At 61.1% G+C, this 26766-nt stretch carries 20 protein-coding genes, 5 tRNA genes and 1 pseudogene; 15 read left to right on the top strand and 11 right to left on the bottom strand.

The features are described from left to right. Nucleotides 1-538: 538 nt before the first annotated feature. The 6 genes from M1R55_RS24370 to M1R55_RS24345 all read left to right on the top strand — a co-directional run bounded on the left by M1R55_RS24370 (nt 539) and on the right by M1R55_RS24345 (nt 4101). Nucleotides 539-3004, top strand: a complete 2466-nt coding sequence (locus tag M1R55_RS24370; RefSeq protein WP_249395470.1) for a copper-translocating P-type ATPase — start codon at nt 539-541, stop codon at nt 3002-3004. 613 nt (nt 3005-3617) lie between these two features. Beyond that, nucleotides 3618-3690, top strand: a tRNA-Cys gene (locus M1R55_RS24365). A 5-nt stretch (nt 3691-3695) separates the two neighbouring features. Beyond that, a tRNA-Glu gene (locus M1R55_RS24360) sits at nt 3696-3772 on the top strand. A 3-nt stretch (nt 3773-3775) separates the two neighbouring features. Next, a tRNA-Asp gene (locus tag M1R55_RS24355) sits at nt 3776-3850 on the top strand. 95 nt (nt 3851-3945) lie between these two features. Further along, nucleotides 3946-4019: transfer RNA gene (locus tag M1R55_RS24350), tRNA-His, on the top strand. A 5-nt stretch (nt 4020-4024) separates the two neighbouring features. Next, nucleotides 4025-4101 (top strand) — tRNA-Pro (locus M1R55_RS24345). Nucleotides 4102-4186: 85 nt separating this feature from the next. On the opposite strand, the pseudogene M1R55_RS24340 reads toward M1R55_RS24345, so the two are convergent. From M1R55_RS24340 to M1R55_RS24310, 7 genes and pseudogenes are all read right to left on the bottom strand, one after another. Beyond that, a pseudogene (locus M1R55_RS24340) lies at nt 4187-4996 on the bottom strand (IS5 family transposase). A 166-nt stretch (nt 4997-5162) separates the two neighbouring features. Then, entirely contained in the window at nt 5163-5543 is a 381-nt protein-coding gene (locus tag M1R55_RS24335) for a hypothetical protein (protein WP_371827288.1), read from the bottom strand. 110 nt (nt 5544-5653) lie between these two features. Then, a complete protein-coding gene (locus M1R55_RS24330) occupies nt 5654-6760 on the bottom strand; it encodes a family 43 glycosylhydrolase (protein ID WP_249395469.1) in 1107 nt (368 codons plus the stop codon). A gap of 157 nt (nt 6761-6917) precedes the next feature. Further along, entirely contained in the window at nt 6918-8180 is a 1263-nt protein-coding gene (locus M1R55_RS24325; protein WP_249395468.1) for an ABC transporter substrate-binding protein, read from the bottom strand. Nucleotides 8181-8261: 81 nt separating this feature from the next. Then, entirely contained in the window at nt 8262-9479 is a 1218-nt protein-coding gene (locus M1R55_RS24320) for an ROK family protein (RefSeq protein WP_249395467.1), read from the bottom strand. 238 nt (nt 9480-9717) lie between these two features. Beyond that, nucleotides 9718-10239, bottom strand: a complete 522-nt coding sequence (locus M1R55_RS24315; protein WP_249395466.1) for a hypothetical protein — start codon at nt 10237-10239, stop codon at nt 9718-9720. A gap of 83 nt (nt 10240-10322) precedes the next feature. Next, entirely contained in the window at nt 10323-11345 is a 1023-nt protein-coding gene (locus M1R55_RS24310) for a hypothetical protein (RefSeq protein ID WP_249395465.1), read from the bottom strand. 176 nt (nt 11346-11521) lie between these two features. On the opposite strand from M1R55_RS24310, the gene M1R55_RS24305 reads away from it, so the two are divergent. From M1R55_RS24305 to M1R55_RS24265, 9 genes are all read left to right on the top strand, one after another. Beyond that, entirely contained in the window at nt 11522-12535 is a 1014-nt protein-coding gene (locus M1R55_RS24305) for a LacI family DNA-binding transcriptional regulator (protein ID WP_249395464.1), read from the top strand. Nucleotides 12536-12696: 161 nt separating this feature from the next. After that, nucleotides 12697-13965 (top strand): ABC transporter substrate-binding protein, encoded by a 1269-nt coding sequence (locus tag M1R55_RS24300; protein ID WP_249395463.1) that lies wholly within the window; start codon nt 12697-12699, stop codon nt 13963-13965. A 51-nt stretch (nt 13966-14016) separates the two neighbouring features. After that, on the top strand, nt 14017-14904 hold the full coding sequence (locus M1R55_RS24295; protein ID WP_249395462.1) for a carbohydrate ABC transporter permease: 888 nt from the start codon (nt 14017-14019) through the stop codon (nt 14902-14904). Between the two features lie 11 nt (nt 14905-14915). After that, nucleotides 14916-15794, top strand: coding sequence for a carbohydrate ABC transporter permease (locus tag M1R55_RS24290; protein WP_249395461.1), 879 nt, complete (start codon nt 14916-14918; stop codon nt 15792-15794). 91 nt (nt 15795-15885) lie between these two features. Continuing rightward, on the top strand, nt 15886-18735 hold the full coding sequence (locus tag M1R55_RS24285) for a glycoside hydrolase family 78 protein (protein WP_249395460.1): 2850 nt from the start codon (nt 15886-15888) through the stop codon (nt 18733-18735). 62 nt (nt 18736-18797) lie between these two features. After that, complete coding sequence (locus tag M1R55_RS24280; protein WP_249395459.1) at nt 18798-21428, top strand: glycoside hydrolase family 3 protein; 2631 nt, start codon at nt 18798-18800, stop codon at nt 21426-21428. Further along, a complete protein-coding gene (locus M1R55_RS24275; RefSeq protein ID WP_249395458.1) occupies nt 21425-22300 on the top strand; it encodes an alpha/beta hydrolase in 876 nt (291 codons plus the stop codon). The genes M1R55_RS24280 and M1R55_RS24275 overlap by 4 nt, the downstream gene beginning before the upstream one ends. A gap of 22 nt (nt 22301-22322) precedes the next feature. Then, nucleotides 22323-22598 carry a hypothetical protein gene (locus M1R55_RS24270; protein WP_249395457.1) on the top strand — a complete coding sequence of 92 codons (276 nt, stop codon included), beginning with the start codon at nt 22323-22325 and terminating at the stop codon, nt 22596-22598. Then, nucleotides 22595-23578, top strand: coding sequence for a DeoR family transcriptional regulator (locus M1R55_RS24265; RefSeq protein ID WP_249395456.1), 984 nt, complete (start codon nt 22595-22597; stop codon nt 23576-23578). Before M1R55_RS24270 ends, M1R55_RS24265 begins: the two co-directional genes overlap by 4 nt. Nucleotides 23579-23735: 157 nt before the next feature. On the opposite strand, the gene M1R55_RS24260 is transcribed toward M1R55_RS24265, so the two are convergent. The 4 genes from M1R55_RS24260 to M1R55_RS24245 form a co-directional block, all read right to left on the bottom strand. Next, complete coding sequence (locus M1R55_RS24260; protein WP_256566050.1) at nt 23736-24137, bottom strand: transposase; 402 nt, start codon at nt 24135-24137, stop codon at nt 23736-23738. A gap of 27 nt (nt 24138-24164) precedes the next feature. Then, complete coding sequence (locus M1R55_RS24255) at nt 24165-25010, bottom strand: IS3 family transposase (protein ID WP_249394621.1); 846 nt, start codon at nt 25008-25010, stop codon at nt 24165-24167. Further along, nucleotides 25007-25306, bottom strand: coding sequence for a transposase (locus tag M1R55_RS24250; RefSeq protein ID WP_249394620.1), 300 nt, complete (start codon nt 25304-25306; stop codon nt 25007-25009). The genes M1R55_RS24255 and M1R55_RS24250 overlap by 4 nt, the downstream gene beginning before the upstream one ends. Before the next feature lie 150 nt (nt 25307-25456). Further along, complete coding sequence (locus M1R55_RS24245) at nt 25457-26656, bottom strand: ISL3 family transposase (RefSeq protein ID WP_249395454.1); 1200 nt, start codon at nt 26654-26656, stop codon at nt 25457-25459. Nucleotides 26657-26766: the final 110 nt, after the last annotated feature.

The following is a 26766-nucleotide window of genomic DNA, read 5'->3' as shown; positions in this document are numbered from 1 at the left end:
CACAAGTTATCCAGAGAAGCTTCACAGCGCTCACGTTAATCGCGCTGTGTTTCCGTGGTGTTAAGGTGCCTATCCACTTGAAAAGGATGGCATGAGCCTGGAGGGTCGCCTGATCTGGCTGTTACCGGGGTTCACGCTTCAGGACTGGCTTGGTGAACGTCACTGCTCAATCTCCCTCTTGCAATCCCCCTGGGGAGGATATAGGCTTGAAATAGCCCAAGGATTGACGAGTGGCCAAACACGACCAGAACATCCTCAACCCTACTCCTTTGAAACATAGTTTTAGTGTGCCCATCGTGGGCAAACAGACTCTTTCTCAGCAGATCTTCCTACCCTTGATGACCTCACCTCTCTTAAGGACTTATACCCCCCCTAGGGGATTGCCTAACGGTTCAAGGTTTTCGCCTGAAGTCGACCCAAACTCTGCCTCAGCCCGCAATTGCCGAACAAGAGTCTGACGGGTCGAGAGGGCAGACCATCAACCCCCAAGACCGTTCCTGCCCCTTCGGCACCACACCTGCACCACGGAGAGACGACCATGCGAGACCATTCAATTGAGCACCATCCGAGCCCTTCCAGCACGCCGCCCACCAGAGTGTTGGAGGTGGCCTTCAAGAACTGCTATGACGCGTCTGAATTCGCAGATCTAGAGCGCCACCTGGCTCAGCTGGAGGGCGTTGAGAGTGTGCATCTCGACCGCACTCGCGGCGTTGCTCACCTCAGCTACCTGCTCGGCTCGGTCACGGAACGCGTCTTGCGTAACCGGCTCCAGGCGGCCGGTTACGCCTGCGCCTGCACCGATCGCGCTCCTTCTGCAGCCCAGCCCGGGCATCCGCAGTTGGGTCACACCTCCCATGCAGTGGAACACTCCATGCCCAGCCCTGCTGCGGCCTCCTCTCACGTCCATCACCCTTCAGGAGCAGAGGAGCCGGGTGCAGATCATGCCGCCATGGGTCACAGTGGACACGCCGCCACACCCATGAACCATGACGAACACGCCGGGCACGGCGCTGAGATGGCCACCGATCTGCTGCGCCGCTTCGTCCTCAGTCTGGTGCTGACCGTCCCAGTGGTCTTGTTCTCCCCTATCGGAGAGATTTTCGGGTTCACAGCCATGCCCCCCTTCGGCCTATCGATGGCTTGGTTCGGGCTGATTCTGGCCACCCCCGTCGTGTGGTGGGGTGGCTGGCCGTTTGTTTCGGCGGCGTGGCGGGCCCTAAAACGCGCTGAGGCCAACATGATGACCCTGATCGCCACGGGCATCCTGGTGTCCTGGTTGTTCTCGGTGGTGGTCACGCTCTTCTTGGGCGGAGGAGAAGTCTTCTTCGAAGCCGCCGCGATGCTGACCTCGCTCTCCCTGCTGGGGCACTGGCTGGAGATGCGCTCCCGGTTTGCGACCGGACGGGCCGTGGAAGCACTGCTGAAGCTCACCCCACCCACTGCTCGTGTCCTGCGTGCCGGGCAAGAAACAGAAGTTCCTCTGGATCAAGTGCTGGTCGGGGATGAACTGGCCGTTCGTCCCGGCGACCGCGTGCCGGTTGATGGAGAAGTGATCCGGGGCGAGAGTTACGTCGACGAGAGCATGATCACCGGAGAACCAATCCCAGTCGTCAAGAATACGGGGGTAAAGGTCACGGGCGGCACTGTGAATCAAAACGGCGCGTTCACGTTCCGGGCGACCGCGGTCGGGAGTGACACGGCCCTCTCGCAGATTGTGCAGCTCGTTCAGAATGCCCAGGCCAGCAAAGCGCCGGCCCAGCGCCTAGCAGACACGGCCGGGAAGTACCTCGTCTTCGTGGCCTTGGGCTCCGGCCTGCTGGCCTTCCTGGTCTGGATGCTGCTGGGCGAAAGTGTCGTGTTCGCGCTCACAGCCGCGGTGTCGGCCATCGTCATTGCCTGCCCGGACGCGCTGGCGTTGGCCACGCCCACAGCGATCACGGTGGGCGTCGGAAAAGGCGCCCGGGAAGGCGTGCTGTTCAAGAATGCCTCGGCGTTGGAAGCAATGGCCAGCGTCAATACCGTCGTGTTTGATAAGACGGGCACGCTGACCGCCGGCAAACCCGCGTTGACCGACCTGATCCCGGCGGAGGGCGTCAATGAACTCGACTTGCTCCGGTTGGCAGCGGGCGCTGACCAGCCGTCTCAGCATCCGTTGGCCGAAGCCATCGTCGCCGGCGCGAAGCAAAGAGGCCTGGAAGTGCGGCCACCGGAAAGCTTTGATTCCATCCCAGGTTACGGCGTGGTGGCCACGGTAGACGGTCAGCAGGTGTGGCTAGGCAACCGCAAACTGATGGAACGGGAGGGGTTGGAGGTGGGAACGCTGGCCGAGCGGGCAGACGCGCTCTCCTCAGATGGAAAAACGGCCATGTACGTGGCGACACAGGGCCAGCTCTTAGGTGTGGTCGCAGTGGCGGATACCGTGCGCGAGACGGCCCGGCAAGCCGTTCAGCTGCTCCATGCAGCGGGCGTACAGACCGTGATGCTGACCGGGGACAACCGCCGGACGGCGGAAGCGGTCGCGCGGGAGCTGGGGATCGATGTGGTGATTGCAGACGTGTTGCCTGAAGACAAGGCTGCGCAGATCATCAGCCTGCAAGCACAGGGCCGGAATGTGGCGATGGTCGGAGACGGGGTCAACGACGCCCCAGCCTTGGCACAAGCGGATGTCGGGGTGGCCATTGGCGCCGGAACCGATGTGGCTGTCGAGACCGCGGACGTGATCTTGGTGCGCAACAATCCAGCCGACGTGGCCAGCAGCATCGACCTGGCCCGCCGCGTGCGGAGCAAGATCAAACAAAATCTGTTCTGGGCCGCGGCCTATAACGTCTTGGCCATCCCCTTTGCTGCAGGAGTGCTCTACCCCAGCTACGGGATTCTCCTGCGCCCCGAATGGGCGGCCTTGTTGATGAGTGCCAGCACGGTGATTGTGACGGTCAACGCCCTGCTGCTGAACCGGGTGCGGCTGCAACGTCCAGTGGTGGTGACTCCTGTAGCGGCTGCCTGAGTGGATTCAGCCAACTGGGGCGTTCCTCAATCGCTAAAACCACCGTCAAGGGCTAAACCACCGTCTCAGGTGAACTGTGAGACAGTTTCAAAATTCAGAGGCTCTGTAAATCGCTGACCCAGTCACCTTCAGGCGGTGACTGGGCCGCACGCAGGCTGAAACGACAGGCGGCCCTGCTCAACTCGTGCGTGCAGGAACGCCCGTTCCGCGAACGCGCCTGTGGCCCAGCTGTGGTGGTCATGCATTCCGGGAGGGGTAACCGGTTTGGAGCGTTGCAAGCAAATCTGCTCTCACCGGAACCAACACAGGATCCAGGCCGCCGCTCACTCTTGCCCGACCATCTGGCCTAGCCATGCCCCCGCCACGTGGCCGATGACGGGCGGGCCTGTACTCCGTAGACTGCCCGGCATGAACACGACCCGCCCCCTCCACCCCCACCTCGCGCCGCACCTCGCTGGCCGCTTGGAGGATCTGGAACGGCCGCGCGTGTGCCCCCCGGAGCATCCAGGTCATCACCGAGATCCGCGAGAAGCTCTCGCCTGTCCGGAACACCGGCTCCTCCCCTAAGACCGCTCTGCTGCGTGTCTTGCTCCCGTAACCCCATCCACCCCGAGGCGACATAGGGAAGTGGATCAACCCAGACCTCTGCAACAGGTCATCCGGCAGTTCGAATCTGCCTGTCGCCTCCCGTGGCCTCATGGTGGAGTGGTTGAACACGTCTGACTTTCACTCAGAAGATCGCCGGTTCGAACCCGGCTGAGGTCACCACACGGTTCCGTAGCGCAGTGGCAGCGCACCCGGTTGTCAGCCGGAAGGTCGCGGGTTCAATTCCCGTCGGGATCGCCAATCCAGCAGAACGTGATGCCACTGAGAGACGCGCAGGATGAAGGATCGAGTCTCTTAGTGGCGAACAATAGAAAAGTCAGGCCTTTCCAGGTATGGTGACCATCGTCCAGCGGCAGGACGCCTGAGTGTGGATCAGGAAACGCCAGTTCGATTCTGGTTGATCACCCCAGTGTTCGGGAAGTAGCGCAGGCCGGTAGCGCACTTGGTTTGGGACCAAGGGGTCGCAGGTTCGAATCCTGTCTGCCCGACCACAAGCAAAACGCGCCCTGAAGGGGGCGCGTTTTTGCTCTCGAGCACGGATTCAGGCGATGACTTGAGCCGCGCCGCGCTTAGAAGCTATCCGGCAAGCGAACCGAAAATCGGATGACGTGTGTTCAGGAGCAGAAGGCAGCCTGCAACGAAGTGAAAGCCGATGAGGGTGGAAGACAACGGTTCCAAATCTCTTCCAAGACGTCGAAACCGGGATGTCCAAGCAAACGAGCGTTCGACCATCCAGCGTTGGGGGAGCAAGATAACTCCCGTTTTCCCGCTGGGCCGTTGGATGACTTGTCGTTCAACCCCTCGCTCTGCGGCATCCAGAGCGGTTTGATCGCCCGTATACCCTTGATCGGCGTAGACCACTTCGACGTTCGCTCCGGTCACGTCCTGAACGTGGAGGCACAGGTCACGGACCTGTGCCCGGTCTTGTTCATTGGCTGGGGTTGCCAGCACCGTGATGAGGTTGCCCAGCGTATCGACAGCCCTATGAATTTTGGTGCCGTGACGCTTCTTGCCGCCATCATATCCGGCTCGGTGGCCGCTCTCTGGCGTGCTGTGCAACGTTCGGCTGTCGATGATCGCCACCGTGGGTTCGTTGTTCTTCAGTGCCTCCTGACGCGTCAGGAGGCGCAAATCATGGCGCAGCGTCTCAAAACACCCCCGCTCAAACCAACGCATCGCCTGCTCATGGACGATCTTGTACGGTGGAACATCATGTGGCAAATACGCCCACTGACTCCCCGTCCGGGCCATCCAAAACAGCGCATTCAACCCCTCACGTAGCGGATACTTTCGCTGCGCCGCATGTTCTGGCTTTCACACCAAATACGGCACCCTGAAGTGATACATGTCTTCGTCAATGTCACTGGGGGAAGCACGGCGGGTCACCCAACTATTCTGCTGGGATCAAACTCCGGTAGCCAAACTACGTTCGCTTAACGGACAGCTTCCTACACATCACGCGGTTCTACATCTGAGATTCTTTGAAGACGAATGAGGTAGACCAGCCCCAAAGTTCGTTTGCGCCTCAACGGTTGTGTTGCCTGAACTGGCATCAAGGGGGGGGACGCAGGCCAGCCAGCGTGACTGACACCAGTCGCTGCCCTGCAGCCAGAGAAGGCAGGCTGCTAGCGGCAGTCAAAGCATACAGGCAGTAGCTGGCCAGTTCAGCAGGCTCGATATCCGCCCGGAGTTCGCCGCTTTGCGCCCCCTCGGCCAGGAGGGTTTGGAGAAAGGCGTGAAGCTGCTGCTGACCTTGGATGACGTGCTCACCCCGGTGCAGGAGAGCCGCCAGATCAGTGTCGTGGTGCCGGTGGGTTATGAGGGCAAAAGCCTGAAGAACTGCTTCGAGCCGCTGTCCCGGCGTTCCCGCGTGCTCCCGGACTCGGGTCAAGTGCTGCAGGTGGGCCGCAACTTGGCGTTGATGCCAGGCCATCAAGATCGATTCGACATCCGGGAAATACTTGTACAGCGTCGCGCGGCCGATACCGGTCTGTTTGCAAACAACTTGACAGGCTCTACGGGGTCACTGGCACCTGTGGGCGATCAATCAAAGTCTTCGATCTGCCACTCCTCGTGCCAATCCAGGTACGCCATGTCCCCATCGAATCGTACTGGTAGCCAAACGTAACCTGCTGTAGAGGTGTTGGGCGCGGCGAACACGGCAGGATCTTCCTGTTCATATCGCGCGAAGTACTCCGAGGGTCGTCCACTGGCAAAAGCCGTTTCAAACATGTGGGCGGCTTGTTGCGCGTCCACATCACGGTCACCAAGCCAGCGGTCAGCCAGCGCAATATAGAGGTCTTTCTTATGGGGGTGCTTGAATACCGAACAGATCTGCGAACGGTACGACGTGCGGCTCTCGTCGCCGGGGTGCGGATCGCCCAGAACCGTCCACGGGCCATGATACGTTCGCGCCACTGCCACCTCTGACGCGTTCGGGAAGTACCCACTGGTGCCCGACGTGAACAAGTAATGTAGGGAACCTCGCCGGAAGTAGGCAGGCGCCTCACGCACGAACGGAGGGTGGGGATGAGGAAAGTGCGTGGAGTAATACCCGGTCACATCCGTGTAATCCTCTGTGAGGTCTGCACAGATCATCTCGCTGTGCACCCGCTCGAAGTAATAGTAGGCTTTCCCATCGACGGGGTCGACGACCAGATCAAAGTCTCCGGCACTCATGCCTAATGGCCGAAGGTCCGTGCGCACAATGCGGTATGGGCCGAAAAGAGAGTCCGCCACAAGAACTGTGGATTTTTGGGTGTCGTCCGGGTGCATGACCTTGACCCAGCAGACGTACTGCCCCGTGAAGCGGTTGTAGACAATGTGCGGACGGTCCATCTTCTGCGCGGGATGCAGGGGTGAAGTACGATCGTCAAGCACGGGAGGAATAATCACGCCGCAGTCCTCCCAGTTGTACAGATCCTTTGAAGCGTAGCAGCGCACCCCCCAGTGCCAGATGTCTGTCTGTCCAGTGGTGCGCTCCTTGTTCTCTCCATACCAATAGAAAATGCCTCCATCGTGCAGGATTGACCCGCCATGCGCCTGAATCAAGTTTCCGCTGGTGTCCAGCCAGGGTTGTCCTGGCGTGATAGAGGTTCGCCTCGCCGCTCTACGGTCAGGATGGACGTGATTGGCTGTGTTCGTCGTCATGAGACTCCTTGCACGGCATGCGTGCGGTTTAACTGTGGGCGCAGACTGGGGTACCCGCGCCGTCAATGCTGATGGCTGGCGTTGGCGCGAGTGGGGATCCGCTGCGGCAATGACTTTGGCATCACAGGAATGAGCTCCTGGACGCGCCCAGCAATGTTTACTTCAGGGCAGTCTGCAATTGTGCCAGGTACGCTTCAGGACTCAGGTCGCCGGTGACGAGGGGCTGCACGTTATCCTGCGAAACAGCGGTGCCCTTGGCCGAGAAGAATGCTTCAAACCAGAGGTAGCCTTTCTTGGCGGTATTCAACTTCTGCTGGGTTAACGTGGTGAGCCCGGGCACGTTCGCGGGCATTTTCGTGACCTTGAAGCCGGTGAGCATGCCGAGGTCGCTCATGGCGCGGTTGGCGTAGTTGGCAAAGACGTACTTCATCCAGTTGCCCAGTGCCGCGTCATTCTGAGACTGGTTGACGGCCACGGTCAGGCCAGTATTGATTGACCAGTCGTTAAGGGTTCCTTTACCGCCCCGGACGAGCGGTGTATTGAAGAAGCCGATGTTCTGAACGCCAATCTTGTTCCGCGCCGGGTCGTTGAACGTCCGCAGTTCCCAGCTCCCCATATAGAACATCGCCGCCTTGCCCTGCAGGAAGGTATCGACGGCGGTGTCGTAGTCGATGGTGTTGACGCCCTGACCAAAGTAGCCTTTCAGACCCATCTGCTGGACGCTGCGGGCCGCTTCGACAAACGCGGGATCGGTGAGTTTGAGCGTGCCAGCCTTGACCCGGTCCATGGCGTCCGCACCGAGTTTACGGGCAACATACCCACCGATCAGGCGGGTGAGAGGCCATTTCTGCTGCCCCGAGGCGGAGAAGGGCTGGACGCCCTTTTGCTTGAACTTCTCGGCGGCGGCGAGCATCTCGTCCCAGGTTCTGGGTTCCTTGAGGCCATGGTTCGCAAAGAGTTTTTTGTTGTACCAGAAGCCCTCAATGTTGAGTTCTAGGGGCAACCCGAGCAGTTTGCCGCCGGTGAGTTTCTTGTTGAGTTCAACCGCGACGGGATTGAGCTGGTTGTAAATGCCGAGCCGTTTGAAGGTGGCTTCCAGGTCGGCGGCCTGACCCTGGCTGGCGAGTTGGCTCAGCAGGGCCGGCTCACCGATGGAGTACAGGGTAGGAAGGTTCTTGCTGGCGGCAAGCAGCTGAAGCTTCTGCGTCATTTCCGTGGTGTTGCCCTGGTACTGATAGGTCGTAGCCGGGGTCCGTTTCTGATACTCCCTGGACAGCTCGCTGATAATCCGGGTGTACCCGACGTCCTCATTCTGTCCGGAAAGAAACACGACGGTCTTATTGCCCTGCGCAAGGACGGGGGAGGCGACTGCGCTCAGCAGCAGAGCGGTAACGGTGGTGAAGCGGGCAGTCTTGTTCATGGGCACTCCTGGGGCAGAAAAAGGCAAGGCGTAGGTTTCGGACCCTGCATCACAGGCCCGTTGGGCGGAGAAAGAGGAGAGTCAGCGGTGCACCATGTCCCCTCCTTTCGCCAGCGTTCCGAAATCGAACGCGCACTGCACCGCGAGACTGGCGGCGCCGCGGGCCCAGGGGGTGAAGTCGTCGTCCGGCCAGATGTCAATGACGATGGGAAGGTCGTCACCGAGGCAGTCAAACGCAGACTCATGGACAGCTTTGCGGAGGGAGTCGAAGAAGAGGGGGCCGAGCCGGGTGCCTTCGCCAGCGATGATGATCAGCTCCGGATTGATGGTGTTGACCAGGTACGACAGGTGCGTGCCGAGAAGCTGTCCGGCACGCCTTAGAAGTCCAGCAGCACCGGGGTGGGATTCAGCAAGTGCCACCAGGGCGGGGATGGTCGTCACACTGGAGGACAGGTCTGGATGTTGCGCCTGGAACTGGGCGAGGAGGGCAGGCTCAGCCACGTAGGCTTCGAGGCAGCCGCGGCGGCCACAAGAGCAGAGGCGGCCGTCTGGCACAGCGAGGTTGTGGCCAAATTCACCTGCGCCACCCTGGCGACCGCGGTGAAGCTCGCCGCCCAGAACGAGAGCGCCTCCAAGCCCTCTGCCGAGAGCGACGGTGAGGAAGTGGCTGGTCTGCTTTCCATGACCGAAGAGCCGTTCGGCGGCAGCAAGACTGTTGACGTCGTTGTCCACATGGGTGGGGAGACCGGTGCACTTCCGAACCAGCGGCGCCAGGGGCACGTCGTGCCACCCGAGCAGCGGCGCGTGGACGACAGTCCCGTGTAAAGCGTCGATCACGCCCGACAGGGCGATGCCAATGCCGATGACATGGTCAGCGTCAATGCGGGCGTGGCGGTAGAGCTTGCTGCAGAGGGTATGGATCTGGACAGCGACCTGCAGCGGGTCATGGATGGTGAGGTCTTCGACGAGGTGCGCCAGGACGTGGGTGGACAGGTCGGTGAGCACCCCCTCGATGCGGTCTTCACGAAGTTTCAGGCCGACGGCATAGTGCGCGCTGTACTTGATGCCGAGGTAGATCGGACGGCGCCCACCGCTGATGCCCGCTTCACCAGTACTCTGCTCGGTGAGCAGCTGGTCTTCAATCAGTTCTGCGGTGATCCCGGTGATGGCTGCGGAGCTCAGACCGGTCAGTTCGACGAGCTGCGTGCGGCTCACTGGGCCCAGTTGGCGTAGGTGGTTCAGAATGGTCTGACGGTTATGGGCGCGCAATGCGCTGGGATCGCCTTTTGTTCGAGTCATAGAAGCCCCCGATAGGTTTGCTTACTTTGTGAGTTAACTAGAGCGTACCATCGGTTTCCAACCAGGTCAAGCGTTTCCCCGACATGGGTGCAGGGTGCGGTCAGTACGTGCCGCAGGCGCACCCGCCCTGTTGGGACACCCTCAAGCCGCGCCCCATACCCCGCTTCCGGTTCATTCGCAGGGCAGGCAACGCTAAAGAACGATCCCGCCTGAGAGGTGCCGCTTCTTCTTTCAAAAACTACGGTGGCAAAATCAGCTTGTCCCAATCTGCTTCAAGTTGAGCGAGGCAGGCCTGGGGGGTTCGCCGAAACCGTGACTGGAGCCGGCGAATTTCCTGACGGCGTTCCAATTTTTGACGTACTGCACGCCACTGCTCGACCTTCGTCGGCTGAAGGTCTTGCGGACGGATCATGCCTTTCCTGGTCGCCACTGCGGCGACCAGACGGACGTATCCACGGATGACCAAACTCGGCGAAGCTGATTTCTGGCCGCTGACACGACGTTCATAACGCTTGGCCGAGCCAAAATACTGTTCCAGTGCATTGTTCGTTCGAGGCAACCCCGGTACACGGTAGCAATGAAAGAGCCAGTCCTGTTGAGCCGTCAAGATCTTGATGAAGTGCGCCAGCGCACTCGAGACCTCAGGCAGACTCTGTTGCTGTTGCTGACGTTGCACGGAGAAGAGAACGCGCTGAAACTGTTGCTGGACGATGTGCGCTTCGTCCTCACCGGGATTTTGGAGGACTTGCGCGATACGCATCACGGAGGTGTGCGCTTGGCTCAAGGCCTCCCAAGGTTGACCCTCTTCCTGAAGAGCTTGCTGAAGATGTCGTCTCAGACGACTCAAGTCTTGATCGGCTTGACCCCCCCTTTTTTCTGGGGCGTCTCTTCAAGGCGCTCCAAAGAGTCGTGAATATGCTGGATTCGCTCTTGGAGCCGCAAGCCGCTGGCGACCAGCGGCGGACGACCATCATCCGTCAGGGCGCTTCTGACGGTGAGCGCGTAGTCGAGTAAAACTCGTGCCTGAGGGTCTTGACGCGCTTCCAGAGCGGATTCAATTTTTTTGACGCCTCGCAGACGCTTTTTAAGTTGCACTTTGGCATGACGGTCCACGTCCAGCAGAGGCCGGGCGGCCTCTCGCAGCGAATGGAACTGGCATAACTGATGAGGGATCCCTGGAAAGACCTGTTGAATCGCCAGGCGAATCGCTCGCTGTCCATCGCTGATGACGCCAACGACCGGGAGGCGCTCGGTGAGCGCCTCTTTGACTTCCCTAAGCAGCGAAGCGAGGTCATCTTCTGAACTCGTCACTAGGGGACGAGCCAGCAAAATTTCTCCTGAAAGCACTTCCCGGATCAGCCACAGCACGTCATGACCGACATCAGGCTGTAACCCATCCAAGCTCAGGATCACCCGACCTTGCTGTTGTAGCTTGGCCTGCCAGTGATCCGGATGCATCAGTTTGGACGCCAACAATTCTTCGTACCGAGCGATCAGATGAGTGACTTGACGCTGGCTGATCTCCACCTGTTGTTGCGATAACAGGGTATGGATTTCTGGGACAGTACGGTGGAACGCAAAGCGTTCCCGGCCGATAAACGCCAGGACATCAAAACCATATTCGCTGTACGGGAGAGCCAAACGCCCTTCCGCTTCAGGGCGCAGGGGTCTGCGGAACCAGTCACACGCCTCATTCCGACATCGACGAATTTTCAGGGTGTACTTCACCTGCTCCTGCATCCCCACCACAGACCGACTGTTGTGGTAATCCAGCGGCGCGAAGGCACCGCAGACCGGACACATCGGAGTTAAGCGGTGCAGCGTTTCTTCCCGGTCTGGTGCATGACGACGATATTGACGAGCCATGATGACTTGATTCTAGCAAGTCGATTTTGCCACCGTAGAAAAAAAGAAACCCGAGGTTTCGGTGGAGGTGTTGCTGAACGGAGCTTGACATGATGAATGCAGAGGTCTACTCTTGAATCACAACGTTTACATCTGAATATCAAGTTCAGCACCTTCAACTGGAAGGAGGAAAACTATTGAAACGCGCCACCATCAAAGACGTCGCTTTGCAGGCCAGCGTCAGCTTTAAAACCGTCTCATACGTGCTGAACGGCGGAGAAAAGGTCAGCGACAAAACCAGGGAAGCCGTGCTAAATGCCGTCCGGACTCTGGACTATCACCCCCATCAGGCGGCCCGGGCAATGCGAACCGGGCAGAGTTTTGCCGTTGCTCTCGTCGCGTACGGCCAGGATGACAAACCGGCCTTCGGCAACCTGGCTGATCCTGCCATCGCAATCATCATTGAGGCCATGGTCGGCACCCTAGAGGATGCCGGGTACACCCTCAGCGTCAGCAACTTCAAAAAAGCGGACCTCTCCGCTTATGGACGGGGACTGGCGCAGGGGCAATTCGATGGCGGCATCTTCATTCCATTTGCCAACAATGCTGGCGCTCTCCAGCCTTTCCTGAACACTCCGCTCGTCGCCATTGATCAACCAGACCTGCCAGAGGACGTGCCGGTCATCTGCGTCGATTACCGGTCGGGCGTTCGTGAAGCCGTATGCCATCTGCACGCCCGAGGGCGGCGGCGCGTGGCCTTTCTGGGCGGTCCGCGTGACCTTGACGCTTACCACAACACGGAACGGTACAGCGGGTATCACGACGGCCTGACAGACTGCAGCCTCCCACTGGATCCGACGCTCGTTTTTGCTGCGGACTACTCCTTTGAAGGGGCCCGCAGCGTGTTCGACCAGCTGATCGCCGCAGCTCCGGATGCTGTGATCGCTGCAACCGACCGAATGGCCATCGGTGTGCTCCGCGAGGCAGTGACACGCGGCCTGAATATCCCCGCTGATCTGGCCATTGTCGGATTTGATGACCTTGAAATCACCCGGTACGTGGATCCGGCCCTGACGTCCATCCACCACCCACTCAGCGAACTCGGACAGAAGTCAGCTCAGATGATCCTCTCCCGGCTCGACAGCACCCTGCCCCTCTCCCCTCTCCGAGTGACCCTCCCCACCAGATTGATCGTCCGCGGCTCCAGCTGATGGCCAGCACCTCTCCCGCGTCCCTCTGCCCACCCTGTTATCACCTCTTGCTGACCACATCTGGGCGCAAATCACAACGTTTACATTCCTCTTCTACCCTCCCTGTTCCTATGGCACAACATCGACCCCGGCCTTCCGACCTCATTCCTAAGGAGCTTACCGTGAACATTCCCACCCGTATCGCCCGCCTGTCACCCCTTGTTTTGCTCAGCATTCTGCTCTCCCCGGCCTCCGCCCAAAGCAACAAAACCATCGTCTTTCTTTCTCCGCAGCCCGTGACGCAGGGTTACACCAAAACCATTCTTGATCTGTCGCAGGCCTACACCAAGCAGAAGCCGGGCGTGAAAGTCCAGTACCAGAACGCCGACCAAACGCAGCTGCAGCAACAGCTCGAACGCTTGGGGGCCGCCGACAATCTGCCGACCCTCTTCAGCGCTCCCGCCAACACCCAGACCGTCCAACTGGCACAAAAAGGGTTGCTTGTCGATATCGAAGCCACTTTCAAAAAGCTCGGCATCTACAACCAGCTCAACCCCGCTGCCGTTTCCATCAACAAACAGCTTTTTAGTGGAAAACTCATCGCCCTGCCCCTAGAACTCAACATTGAAGGCTTCTGGTACAACAAGAAACTGTTTGCCGACAACGGCGTTAAGGAACCCAAAACCTGGAACGAGCTCGTCACTGCCGCCGAGAAGTTCAAGCAAAAAGGCATCCAGCCCTTCTCCGCCTCAGGCGAACAGAAATGGCCCCTGACCCGCCTGATTGGCAATTACGCCGCACGCAAGTACGGCTCTGACGTGATGCAGCGCGTCGCCAAGGGACAGCTCAAGCTCACTGATGCGGGCTTTGTCGAAGCCGCTACGGCAGTCGCCGACCTCGGCAAGAAAGGGTACTTTGGCCTAGGCGTCAACACCATTGACTACCAGACCGCCCTGGACACCTTCATGCAGGGGAAGGCCGCGATGCTCTACATGGGCAGTTGGGCGCTGGGTAACTTCAATGATCCCAAGCAGAACAAAATCGGCAACAGCAACATCGGGTTTTTCAACTTCCCCACTGTTCAGGGCGGCAAAGGCACACTGAACGACTGGAACATGAACACGGGACTCGTGGTCGCGATCAGTCAGAAGCAAAATGACGCTGCCCTCCAGGCCTGGATGAAATCGGTCTTCAGCAACTTCGGCAATAAGGCGTTCGCCGAGCAGGGTCTGATCACTGGCTTTAAGGTTACCCAGCGTGCCCAGAATGTCCCGGCGCTGACCACAATGGTTCAGCAGAAGATCAACAGCGCCAAGAGCCCGTTCCTCTTCTTCGAGGCGCTCTTCGGGCCTAAGGCCTTCGCCGTCTCCCTCGACAACGTTCAGCCTCTCATCACCGGTGATATGAGCCCGCAGGACTACCTCCGGGACTTACAAGCCGCACAGAAATAATTCACGCGCAGCGGACCGCCCAGCAGGGGGCCGCTGCGCTTTGGAGCCCCCATGGAAAAAACGCTTCGCGACTGGCGCGCCATCCTGATCTTCGTTGGCCCCGCCCTGCTGCTCTACACCCTGGTGCTGCTTGTACCCATTGCGTGGTCACTGGGCTACACCTTCTACGAAGGCTCACCGATCGCCGGGTTCAAGTTCGTCGGCTTCACAAACTACCTGCGCCTCACTGAAGACCCCAACTTCCTGAAGGCGCTGTGGTTCGGCACCAAATACGCGTTATTGGTCTCGACCGGCCAAGTTCTGTTCGGCCTGTTGTTGGCCCTGCTGTACGCCTTCTACCTCAAGCGTTCCTCGGCCCTGGTGCGCACCCTGGTGTTCCTTCCCGTCGTGCTGCCGACGGTTGCTGTGGCGCAATTGTTCGTCAAAATTTTCGCCATCGCCCCCCAGTACGGCTTGGTGAACAGTGTCTTGCAATCGGTGGGACTTGAACACGCCGTGCAGGCTTTCCTTGGGCAAGGCTCCAGCGCCTTCTGGATTATCGCGGCCATGGATATCTGGAAGTCCATGGGCTTCTACGCCATTTTGCTCTATACCGGCCTGGTCGACATTCCTGAGGACACCCTTGAAGCGGCCCGTCTGGACGGCGCGCAGGGCTGGAGCCTCGCCCGGTTCGTAGTGTTGCCACTCCTCGCCCCCATCACCATTGCGTCACTGATTTTCAGCTTCAACGGTACCCTCAAAGTCTTCGACAGCATCCTGGCCCTGACGGGTGGCGGTCCTGGCAACGCAACGACGCCCTTGACGCTGTACATGTACAAGACGTCTTTCACGTACGGCGAGTACGGCTACGGCAGCACCCTGGCGCTCACGCTGGCCATCCAGTGCCTGCTCGTCACACTGCTGATCTTCTGGCGGTCGCGCAACCGCGGCGCCGAATGAGGAAGTGACCTATGCAACGTTCTGCCTCGCTCCCACATCCCGGACAACCGCCCCGCCGTCCAATGATCCAGCTCTCCCAGCTGCCTATGCTTCTGCTGGTGCTCCTCGTCCTGTTCGTTTCGGTGTACCCGGTGGTCTGGATTTTCCTGTCCTCCCTTAAGGGCGCCGCGGAGTTCTCGACCAGCTCCATGTGGGCCCTTCCGCAAACGCTGGAATGGAGCAACTACGCCCGCGCCTGGACTGAAGGCAACATGAGCAAGTACTTCGTCAACAGCGTCACCTCAGTCCTGCCAGCGCTGCTCCTTGTGATCGTGCTGGGTACCATGGCCGCATTTGGCATCGAGATCATGCGCTGGAAACTGCGCAATGTGGCGTCACTGGTCTTCCTTGCCGGCATCATGGTTCCCATTCAGATCGTGTTGCTGCCCCTGTTCACCATCTATTTCAAGGTGCACCTGCTCGACACGCGCCTCGCGCTGATCATCACCTACACCGCGTTCGGGCTGCCCCTGGTCGTGTTCTTCCTGGTCGGTTACTTCAAGTCTTTTGCCAGAGAGATCATTGAGGCAGCCATCATGGACGGCGCGACCATCTACCAGGTGTTCTACAAGATCGCGTTGCCGATGGTTTCCAACGCCATCGTTACCGTGGCCCTGGTGCAGTTTTTCTTCATGTGGAACGACCTGCTGGTCTCCCTGACCTTCATCCAGAATCCAGACCTGCGCACGGTGCAGTCGGGCCTGCTGGCCTTCACCGGACAGTACGGCCAGCGGGAGTGGGGGCCGACCTTCGCGTCAATCGCTCTGGCCGTTGCGCCCACTGTGATGGTGTACCTGCTGCTCAACCAGATGGTGATGAAAGGCATGGCCACCGGCGCCGTCAAAGGCTGAATTTCACCGATTTCTATTCACAGGCGGGACGGCCTCACCTGCAGTGCCGCCGTGAAGAGTTGTTCCCCGCTTCGAAGTGGAGCCCTTCTGTATGACCGTCACCAACACTGCTCGCCTTCCAACCACCCTCCAACGCGTCATCCAAGTGCAGGCCGAACACCACCGGGACGCCACCGGCATCGGTGAACGCGAACCCCGCCTGAGCTGGCAGACCGAAACCGCAACCCCAAACTGGCACCAGCAGGCGTACAGCATCGAATGCCGCACCGTTCACGGCGACCTGCTGGAAGCCACAGACTGGATCGAGTCGGACCAGTCCGTGCTCTGCCCCTGGCCCTTCCGGCCCCTGACCTCCCGTGAACAGGTGCAGATCCGGGTGAGGGTCTGTGGGACGCATGACCTTGCCAGCGACTGGAGTGAAGCGCTGATCATTGAAGTGGGACTGCTGAGCCCCAGTGACTGGCAGGCCACCTTTATTGCTCCTGGGTGGGATGAGGACCTCAACTGCCCGCAACCCGCCCCCCTGCTGCGCCGCGAGTTCGAAATCAAGGCGGATCTCGCCAGCGCGAGGCTGTACATCACCGCCCTCGGCGTGTACGAAGCGCATTTAAATGGCCAGCGCGTGGGTGATCACGTCCTCGCGCCGGGTTGGACCAGCTACGGGCACCGCCTCCGCTACCAGACGCACGACGTCATGCCCCTCCTTCGGGAAGGCATGAACGCCCTGGGCGCCCTGCTCGGCGACGGCTGGTACCGGGGCCGCCTGGGATTTGGCGGCGGGCAACGCAATCTGTACGGCGACCGCCTCGCGCTCCTGGCCCAGCTGGAACTCCAGTACACCGACGGCACTGTGGAGCACGTGGTCACCGACGATTCCTGGCGTGCCAGCACCGGCGCTCTGCAGGCCAGTGACCTGTACGACGGAGAAACGTATGACGCCCGCCTTGACCAGGCCGGTTGGAGTGCTCCCAACTACGACGATTCCGGCTGGCAACCTGTGCGGAGTGTCCAGCGTGACCGGGCGACGCTGGTCGCCCCCAACGGCCCACCAGTGCGGCGCATCCAGACGGTGAACCCTGTGGCCATCATGACCTCCCCCTCCGGGAAAACGTTGGTGGACTTCGGACAGAATCTGGTCGGCTGGATCCGCTTCACGGTGCAGGGTGAAGCGGGGCATACAGTCACTCTGCGGCACGCCGAGGTACTTGAGCACGGAGAACTGGGCACGCGTCCCCTCCGGTTCGCCGCTGCGACCGACCGGTACATCCTGCGCGGCGGGGCACCAGAAACCTGGGAACCCACCTTTACTTTCCACGGCTTCCGGTACGCCGAGGTGGACAACTGGCCAGGTGAACTCAGGCTGGACGATCTCAAGGCCGTGGTGGTGCATTCCGATCTGAACCGCACCGGCTGGTTTCAGTGCAGCGACCCCCTGGTCAACCAGCTGCACGAGAACATTGTCTGGGGGATGCGTGGCAATTTTCTGGACGTGCCCACGGACTGCCCCCAGCGCGATGAGCGCATGGGCTGGACCGGCGATATTCAGGTGTTTTCCCCCACTGCGAGCTTCCTGTACGACGTGAACGGCTTCCTCACGTCATGGCTCGCGGACCTTGCCGCGGATCAGGAGGAGAGTGGCGCGGTGCCAGCCGTGATTCCGCAGGTTCTTCCTGCCACCCTGCCTGCCGCCGCCTGGGGGGACGCCGCCACGGTCGTGCCCTGGGTGCTGTACCAGCGCTACGGGGACACCCGCGTCCTGGAACGGCAGTACAGCAGCATGAAAGCCTGGGTGGAGTACATTTCCAGCCGTGCTGGCGACACGCTGCTGTGGGACCGGGATTTCCAATTCGGTGACTGGCTTGACCCGGTGGCCCCGTCCAATAACCCAGGTGCCGGACGCACTCTGCCGGGCGTGGTCGCCACCGCCTCCTTCGCGCGGTCAGCCGATCTGGTGGCTCAAACGGCCCAGGTACTGGGGAAGACCGCGGATGCTGCGGCGTACGCCAGCCTGGCCGCGCAGGTGCGTGACGCGTTCAGCCGGGAGTACGTCACGCCCAACGGCCGGATTCTCAGCGACTCCAGTACGGCGTACGCGCTCGCGCTGGAGTTCGCGCTGCTGCCCGGAGAGCCTCAGCGCCTGCAAGCGGCGCGGCGCCTGCGTGAACTCGTCCGGGAGAACGGTTACCTCATCAGCACCGGCTTCGTGGGCACGCCACTCATCTGTGACGCCCTCACCCATGCCGGGGAGATCGATGCTGCCTACCACCTGCTGCTCCAGCAGGAGTGCCCCTCGTGGTTGTATCCCGTCACGATGGGCGCCACGACTGTCTGGGAACGTTGGGACAGCATGCTGCCCGACGGCAGCATCAATCCTGGGGAAATGACCAGCTTCAACCATTACGCGCTCGGTGCGGTCGCTGACTGGCTGCACCGCACCGTGGCCGGCCTGGCGCCCGCGGAGCCAGGCTACCGCCGTCTGAAGATCGAACCTCGCCCCGGCGGGAATCTCACGCATGCCAGCGCGAGGCATCTCACTCCGTACGGTGAAACGGAGGTGGACTGGCGGATTCAGGACGGACAAATCGACCTGCGGGTGGTTGTCCCGCCCAACACCAGCGCGGACGTCACCCTCCCCAGAACCGGCGAACAGTACACGGTTGGATCCGGCACCCACCGCTGGACGAGGCAGTACGGAACCAGTATCTCTCCAGCAGCCGTGACGCTCGACAGCGACTACGACACCCTCGTCAACCACCCGGAAGCGTACCGGCTCGTCACGCGCCTCGTCGCAGAGCACTCTCCGGATCACCTCGACGGCTTCAAAAATGTCCTGCGGAGCAGCATCCAGGGCATGAACATCCGCCAAGCCGTCTGGGGAACCCGTCACCGTGAAGTGCTCCTAGACAGACTAGAAATGGAACTTCAGGCCCTTCACCGGTAACGGCTCCTGAGGCCCCATCAGAAGCCGCCCCTTTCACTGCTCCCGCATTCAGGAGATGCCTTATGGCTGAAGATCACGTTTACTGGTATGACTCTCTACACGTCGACGCCCGCGTTGAGGACGTGCTGAGCCGCCTCAGCCTGGACGACAAGATCAAGCTGGTCAGCGGCCAGTTCATTCAAGACCGTCTGGAGGCGGGCTCCACGGGATCCGGCGGTTTACCCCCCTTCAACATGGCAGACGGCCCCGCTGGCGTGCGCCGCGCGGCAACCTCGCCCGGCGAGGGGAAAGCCACGGCCCTACCGGCACCGCTCGCCCTGGCCGCCACCTGGAACGCCGACCTGGCCACCCGGTACGGAGACGTCCTGGGCGCGGAGGCGGCCGCAACCGGCCACAACGTTCTGCTGGGTCCGGCCGTTGACATCGCCCGTGCACCGCTCGGCGGGCGCACCTTCGAGTCCTTCGGGGAAGAACCCCTGCTGCACATGCGTCTTGCCGTCGCGGAAGTGCAGGCCATCCAGCGGCACGGCGTGCAGGCCAGCCTCAAGCACTTCATTCTGAACAACCAGGAGCATGCCCGGAACAGCATCAACGTCTTCACGGACGAGCGCGCTCTACATGAAGTGTACCTGCCGCCGTTTGAAGCTGCCCTCCGGCTGGGGCAGGCCGCGTCGGTGATGGCCTCCTATAACCGGGCAGACGGCATCTTCTTGTGCGACCACCGGCAGCTCCTGAATGACGTGCTGCGCGGCACGCTCGGGTTCCGGGGCTGGGTGATCAGCGACTTCGGGGCCAACCACAGTACGGCGGCGAGCGCCAACGCTGGCCTCGACTGGGAACTGACGTTCGCGCCAAAGTGGGGAGACACGCTGCATCAGGCGGTTCAAGCCGGGGAGGTAAACCGTGAACGGCTGGACGAGATGGTGCGCAGCATCCTGCGTCCCACCATTGGGCTCGGGATGAGGGCGCCCGTGGTGGATCTCGGCGCCCTGGATGCGGACGCGCACGACGAGGTGGCCCTGGAGGTCGCCAGACAAGCGGTGGTTCTCCTGCGGAATGACCAGGATCAGCTGCCCTGGCAAGCGGACACCCTTCGGCGCGTTGCCGTCATCGGTGTGGACGCGGACACGGCCACAACAGCAGGCGGCGGCAGCGCCTTCGTTCGGCCTCTGCGGCCCGTCAGTGTCCTGGAGGGACTCCGAACCCGCCTGGGACCAGACGTGGAAGTGGGGTTTACCCCCGGCACCGACCCCATCGGGCCGGGCGCCCTGCTTCCCGGTCTGCCACCTGTTCCCTCGGATGTCATGACGCCGGAAGGCGGCGAACCCGGTGAAGGCGGCTTCCGCATGACCTACTGGAACAATCCGGAGTGGGACGGCACCCCGCTCGGCACGCACGTAAATGCTGTGGCGGAACTGAACCGCGGCTTTTTCGACCTCCCGGACTTCCAAGGGGCGACCCCAAAACTGATGCCGCTGCCCGGTGACCTTGGCCTGCGTCCCTCGTTTCGTTGGACGGGTATCCTGACGGCTTCCACGACTGGGGAGTACACGTTCGCGCTCACCTGCGTCGGCACCGGGCGGGTCTTCCTCGGCGATGAGCAGCTCATTGAAGTGCTCAGCGCCCGCCCCATTCCCACTACTGCGGACGCCGAATGGGACGGCACGGGCGCGCAGGTGGTTGAAACCACCTGTACCCTGACTGCGGGGCAAGCTGTCAGGGTACAGGTGGACTACGCGGTGGACGCGCCGGAGCAGTACTTCCTGTACGGCGCGCAGGTGCGGCTTGGCTGGCGTCCGCCCGCTGGCACGCTCACCCCTGCCGTGGAGCAGGCGGCGCGGCTCGCGCGGGAAGCGGACGTCGCTGTGGTCATCGCCCGCACATTCGAAAGTGAAGCAATGGACCGGCCGCACCTGCGCCTGCCGAACGACCAGGAGCGGCTGATCCTCGCGGTGGCGAGCGCCAACCCAAGAACAGTGGTAGTGCTGATGAGCGGCGGACCGATTGACACCACGGCCTGGGAGACCCAGGTTCCAGCGGTGCTCGAAGCGTGGTACGGCGGGCAGGCTCAGGGCCGCGCCGTCGCGGAAGTGTTGCTGGGCGACGTGAACCCTTCTGGGAAGCTGCCCATCACGTTCCCGATGGATGACGCAGCGACCCCCCTCACCTCGGCGGCGCAGTACCCCGGCCAAGACGGCACCGTGCACTACACGGAGGGCGTGAATGTCGGGTACCGCGGGTACGACGCGCTTGGCTTAGAGCCCCGCTACCCGTTCGGATTTGGTCTGTCGTACACGACGTTTGCGTACGCCAACCTGACTGTATCGCCGCAGCAACACCCCACTGACCCCATCACCGTGGCGTTCAACCTTACCAATACAGGAACACGTGCGGGCACGGAGGTCACGCAGCTGTACCTCAAACGATCAGGTCAGACGCAGAAACTCGCCGGGTGGGCCCGCATCCCTCTGGCCGCAGGCGAACGTCGCCGCGTGGAGATCACGCTGCATCCGGACTCCCTGGAACGCCCGTTCTCCACTTGGGAGCCTGAAACCCAGCGTTGGGAAGTCATCTCAGGCAGGTGGACGATCCTGGTCGGCAGTTCGGCCCGCGATTTGCCCCTGCGAGGCACCCTGGAGGTGCCCACAGGTCAGATCGGAACAGTCCTGGCCCCCCAAAGAAGTCCAGCATGAACTCCACCCTGCCTCCCCAAGCGGCCTTCGAGCTGCCCCTCTGGCCGCAGGGGGCCACCACCACTATCCAGGGCACGCGAGTAGAACGCTGGTTCAGCACGCCGCCGGGTGCGTCCTTCTTTTTCAATCAGGTACGCAACGTGTCTGAGCCGACCCTGACGGGATTTTTGCCAGATTCGCTGGTCACAACCGGCACTGCAGTCGTCATCTGTCCTGGGGGCGGCCACCACACCCTGGCCATCGAGCATGAGGGCTACGACGTGGCGCGCTGGTTGACCGCACGGGGCATCGCTGCGTTCGTGCTGAAGTACCGCACGGTGCCCACCCCTGACCTGGACGAAGCGTTTGAGGCGCAGTTTCAGGAGCGGCTCCAGCAGCCGGAAGTGCTTCAGGCCTTGATGCGCGAGCACACGCCGCATGTCCTGGCGGACGGCCAACGCGCGCTAGATCTCGTGCGGGAGCACGCGAACGAATGGGGGGTGGCCGCCGACCGGGTAGGAATGATGGGATTTTCTGCGGGAGCACACGTGACCGTGTGTGTCACCCTGAATTCGGATAAGGGATCACGTCCTGACTTCGCCGCACCCATTTACGGGGCGCTGTGGGAGGAGGTGCGTGTTGGGGAGGACGTGCCACCCCTGTTTCTGGCCTACGCCAACGATGATGATCTGGGGGAATGGGTCGTCGGGCCCACCTTGAAGCTGTACGCCGCTTGGCGCGCCGTGGGAAGGCCTGCCGAACTGCACGTGTACGCCCAGGGGGGTCATGGGTTCGGGCTGCGCCAGCAAGGCCTGCCGAGTGATGGGTGGATTAACCGCTTTTATGACTGGTTGCAGGCCCAGCGGTGGGTGGAAGGCTGCCCATACCCTTAACGATCATTCTCTGGAGGTTGCGATGACTGAACCCCTTTTGCCTGACTGGCTCCGTGCGCTGCTGGCCGAACGGTATCCCCGTCCGCCCCACCCAGTCACCACCGTGAGCATGGCCTGGCAGTCCTTGGTGCTCCGTGTTCCTACGCCTGTCCCTGCCGACGGCTGCCTGTCCGTTCCACTCTCTGCACTGCTCTTTACCCCTCTCCCACTGCCGCCTGGGAAGCAGGGGGGAGCTTCCCTACAGCGACTGACCCACTCTGGTGTGGCGGCCAAGGTGCTGGAGATGGAGCGGCCGTGACGTCGAACCCGCAACGCGGGCGGTACGGCGTCGCCCCTCCATCTCCCAGTGCATCCCTCAAAGTTCCGGCCAGCCAGCGTGCTGCCCTGATTCTGGACACGCTGAACCGGCATCCCACTGTCCAGACCACGCAGCTCGCGCAGGCCTTAGGTGTGCACCCGATGACTGTCCGCAATGATTTGGCGCAGCTGCAGAAGAGAGAGGTCAAGAGCGCGGCGGATCGTCCAGGCCGGGCTCAGCGCCTGGATGCTCTGCTGGCGCTGCTGTCTACAGGGACAGAAGTGACCACGAGAGAGCTATCAGAACGGCTCGGGGTACACGACGTGACGGTGCGGCGGGATCTGGAGCATCTGGCACATCTGGGGTTCATCTGCCGGGACGGCCCGTACGTGACCCGGATCCGCTCGGTGCCGGAGAGGCCCTTTGCCCGGCGACGAACGTGGCAGGCCGCCGCGAAAGCCGAGCTGGCTGCGCGGGCTCTCGCGTATGTGCCCTCCGGTGCCCGGATTGGGCTTGACGCCAGTACCACCGCCCTGGAGCTCGCCCGGTGCCTCCGTGACCCGACCCTGAGCGTGTCCACCACCGGTCTGGACGCCGCAGTCCTGCTCGCAGAACGCGGCATTCCTGTCCAGTTGCTGGGCGGGACGGTCAATGCCGAACATCGGTGTCTCGACACCACCTCCCGTCTCACGGCGCACCTGGCGCTGGATGTCGCCTTCTTCTCCTGTGCCGCTTGCTCTGGGGCACAGGGGTACCGGGAAGTGCGGGCGGAAGAGGCACGCAGCACGCAGGCTCTTCTGGAACGCTCGACCTCCCGGGTGGCCCTGCTGGATCAGACCAAGCTGGGCGTGTGGGCCGCGTACCCCGTGGCCCATCCAGAGGACGTGGACGTGCTGCTCAGCAATGCACCGGCAGAACGTCTGATGGGGCTGGCGACACGACGGAGCGACGTCAGCAGGACGAATCGGCCGGCTCTCTGACGCTGTCGTCGCCGATGTTGCTTGAAGGCCACTGAATGAGACTGTCCCGCCATGACCTAGGCCAGAGAACTCCGCCCAACCGTATTGATATGCACCAGAGCTCAGGACTGGAGTGAACCCAAAGTACCGGTTCACCGTCATTTTTGGTGATCGCTCGTCACACAGCCATCAACACGCGTTGTCGTAGGAGTTGAAATGAGGCCCGGCCATACGCCTGACGTTTGATCAATTTTATTTTGTTGACAATGCCCTCGACTGGGCCGTTTGACCACTGCAGCACAAGGGCTGCTGTCAGAGCGACAACATCGCGTTCGAGACCGCGGGCGAACGTCACGAAGTCCGATAGACCGGACGTCTTCGCGGATTGGAACCAGGATTCGACGGCTTGCGGCTGTCGTTCACGCATCAACCGTGTGAAGGCCTGAGTGAGGTCGTGAGCACGGCTCACGACCTCAGAACGAGCTTTGATGGCAGCTAGGATCTGTTGATCCTGCGTGTCGAGCTTGGTTTGATCTCGAAGCATGACCCAGACCAGGTGCTGAAACTGGAATGAACCCAAAGTACCGGGCCAGCAGTCAAGTCACTTCTAGGCGCAATGATACCGAGTGGCGAACTCGGCAGGTGGGACATACCCCAAACTGGAATGCAGACGTTCCTGGTTATACAGCCGACCGATGAAGTGGTTGATCTGGCAATGTGCGTCGTCGAAATCAAGATAGTCCTGCAGATCGACTTCTTCTGTTTTCAGGGTTTTGTAAAAGCTTTCCATGCGGGCGTTGTCGTATGGGTTTCCCTTTCTGGACATGCTCGGGATTAACCCAGCCTCCCGAAGCCGATCGACATAGACGCGACTTGCATATTGAGACCCTTGGTCAGAATGGTGCAGTAAGCCTGGGCTTGGGCAGCGCGCCCCAAGCGCGTTGTTGAGTGCTTTCAAGGCCAGCGCCGCGTCAATGCACCTGGACATGGCCCAGCCCACGATTTCTCGGGTGAAGCTGTCCAACACGCAGGCCAGGTACACAAAACCACCTTTCACCCGAACATAGGTCAGATCAACTTGCCAGACTTGGTTGGGGTGAGTCGGAACCACGGTCGGCAGCAAATTTTCAAAACGACGTTCGCTGTGCGTCGAGTCCGTGGTGGCCTGAAACCGTCGTTTGGGACGACATAACAACCCCTGTGCCCTCATGACCCGTAAGACGCGCTTGTGGTTGGTTCGATGTCCCCGACGGGCCAACTCATGGGTCACGCGTCGGTAGCCGTAACCATTCCACTTCAACACGATGGCTTCAATCTCTTTCGTGAGATCCAAATCTGGATTCACCCTTGTCCGAGTCTGTTGACCCAGATACCAAGACCGACTGACCGCATGCAACTCACACAAGCGACGTACCGACACCGTCGGATGCGCGCAGCGCGCATCCGTGATCATTTGGTGCCGCTTTTCAAGCGGTACGTCGCTAACGATTTTTTCAGGATCGTATTCTCCAGAGCGAGCTGACCGCAATACCGTTCCAGCTCGGCAATGCGAAGTTCGTCGCTGCGATCCGTGGTAGCCCCATCCGTAAACGCAGCTTCACCACGTGCTTCGACCTCTTTGCGCCATCGGTACATCAGACCCGGTGCCAGGGAGTGGGTGCGACTGAGCTGGGCGGTCGTCTGTTGGCCGCTGTTGATCTGGCTGACGACCTCAAGTTTGAATTCGCGGCTGTGGTTCCGTCCGGGCATACGATCTCCTTCGCGATGCAATCAGCGTATCCGCTGACTGGGGCGAAGTGTCTTGGTCTATGGTCCTGTCAGAGGGTGTCACTCCAAACGTCCACGCCCGCTCTGACGCACCGCTCACTGCGTGAGCGGACGTCGGGATCGGCCCGCTCTTCACCGCCCCATAGCGACATACGGGCCGGGCGTGGTCTTTGCTGGTGCCGTGCGGCGCATCTGCATCCATTGCGCGACACGCTTACGCGAGCCAGAAAATCCCTGCTGGCGCACCTCCCGCAGGAGTTGTCCAGCGTTGCGCTCCCCTTGCGAGAAGCGGTGTTGGAGATACGACAAGAAGGGTGCCAAGATCCCTGAGCGGCTCTGCTGCCGACCAAGCGGCGGTTGTACCTTAGCCGTGAGAGCAGCTCGAACCCGTCCCCGACTCACATACAGTTTGCGGCTGATAGCGCGTTGACTGCGGCCATTGATGGACAACGCGTGAATTCGGTCAAACACCTGTTGACGTACTTGCTGACGTTCTGACCGGCGCACCTGTTCACTGTGGGTGCGTGGGAGCGACGGTAACGGAACCTGATCCTGGCAGATCTCAAGAATGGCCGTGCGGTCGCGTGCCAATTGACGTTCCAGCGCTTCTCGACAGTTCTTCAAGACGTGCCAACGATCCAGAACCTGCTGCGCCATCGGTGCGCCTTCGCAAATTCCCTTTTCATATTCCAATGAACGGTCTCGACTGATAATTTTGATGTGTGGGTGCTGTTTGAGCCACGCCGCCAGCGTGCTTGCGCTTCGATCTGAGAGGAGTTCGATCGGCCTGCGTGTCTCGAGGTCGACGATGACTGTCCCATACACGTGACCCCGCCGAAACGCGAAATCATCGACCCCAATGACCTCGGGCACGGATCGCACCACTGGCGGCAGGAGCCGTGCTGCACGCAGCACGGTGGACGCACTGACCCTACACTGCATCCGTTTCAGCAGGGCGGCACCAGCATTGCCCCCAAGAATCACGGACACGTGCTGGATCACCGCGAGCGCCCGCCGACTTCGACGAACGGAAGGCGTGAGTCCATCGACAAACCGCTCACAAAAGATGTGTTGTCGGCACAACGGCTCCTGACACACGAAGCGGCGAACAGCCAGTTCGAGCGTCACCGATGTTCCACCTGCTGGGAGATCACTCAGGTGACGGCGATACCGACTGTGAACTCGAGCACTGGAGGTACCACACGTCGGACAGGCCGACGTCGGTTGGATGCTGGTGGCGATCACTACAACGGTCTCTGCGACCTGCACCGTATCCAGCCGAAACCCAGGAAGCTGTCCCAGAAAGAGGGCTGTTAACGCTTCGTTTTCCATACCCTATTGGAGGCCAAGTTCCTGAGGGGATCATCAAAAATGACGGTGAACCTGTCCGAGGGGGTCAGTCCAGACCGAAACTTCAACCAGGTGGACATGAGGCGAGGAAT

Source organism: Deinococcus sp. QL22, from assembly GCF_023370075.1.
Taxonomy (GTDB): domain Bacteria; phylum Deinococcota; class Deinococci; order Deinococcales; family Deinococcaceae; genus Deinococcus.
This window is presented reverse-complemented; position numbering and strand designations above follow the sequence as displayed.